General features: G+C 53.2%; 1 protein-coding gene. It reads left to right on the forward strand.

What is annotated here, in order from left to right; genetic code table 11:
- Window positions 1-1,162: Calx-beta domain-containing protein (locus ACFQNF_RS17180; RefSeq protein ID WP_380189144.1), on the forward strand; the 1,162-nt coding region annotated here is incomplete at both ends.

A 1,162-nucleotide genomic window follows, 5' to 3' on the forward strand; every position in this document is an offset into this window, starting at 1 on the left:
CCAACGGTTGATGATGCCTTGGTTGAAATCACTCCAGAAACAGTCCCACTAACCATCGGTGGAGTAAGCGCCACCGGTGGCATTCTGGATAATGACAGCCCAGCCATTGCCGGCATTGAAGTCGGCAATCCCGGTGTGGCGGACGATAACGTCGTTGAAGGCAATAGTCTGGTCTTCAACGTGACCCTTAGCACTGCAACAACAAAACCAGAAACCTATGCCTTCAACTTGGGTGGTGGCACCGCATCTACCGCTGATTACGGCACCGCCACCTTCAGTAACGGCGTGACGTATAACGCGACGACAGGTTTGATCACGGTTCCAGCAGGCGTCACTAGTTTCGCAGTGACTCTACCAACGGTTGATGATGCCTTGGTTGAAATCACTCCAGAAACAGTCCCACTAACCATCGGTGGAGTAAGCGCCACCGGTGGCATTCTGGATAATGACAGCCCAGCCATTGCCGGCATTGAAGTCGGCAATCCTGGTGTGGCGGATGACAACGTCGTTGAAGGCAATAATCTGGTCTTCAACGTGACCTTGAGCACAGCAACGACCAAGGTTGAGACTTACGCCTTTAATTTGGGTGGTGGCACCGCATCAACCGCCGATTACGGCACCGCCACCTTCAGTAACGGCGTGACGTACAACGCCACAACGGGCTTGATCACTGTTCCAGCAGGTGTCACTAGTTTCGCAGTGACTCTACCAACGGTTGATGATGCCTTGGTTGAAATCACTCCAGAAACAGTCCCACTAACCATCGGTGGAGTAAGCGCCACCGGTGGCATTCTAGATAACGACAGCCCAGCCATTGCCGGCATTGAAGTCGGCAATCCTGGTGTGGCGGATGACAACGTCGTTGAAGGCAATAATCTGGTCTTCAACGTTACATTGAGCACAGCAACGACCAAGGTTGAAACGTACGCCTTCAATCTTGGCGGTGGTTCAGCCTCGGTGGCAGATTACGGCACCGCTACCTTCAGTAACGGCGTGACGTATAACGCCACAACGGGCTTGATTACGGTTCCGGCTGGAGTGACAAATTTCGCAGTGACCCTGCCAACGGTTGATGATGCCTTGGTTGAAATCACTCCAGAAACAGTCCCACTAACCATCGGTGGAGTAAGCGCCACCGGTGGCATTCTGGATAATGACAGCC

This window comes from Iodobacter arcticus, assembly GCF_042664895.1.
Lineage (GTDB): Bacteria > Pseudomonadota > Gammaproteobacteria > Burkholderiales > Chitinibacteraceae > Iodobacter > Iodobacter arcticus.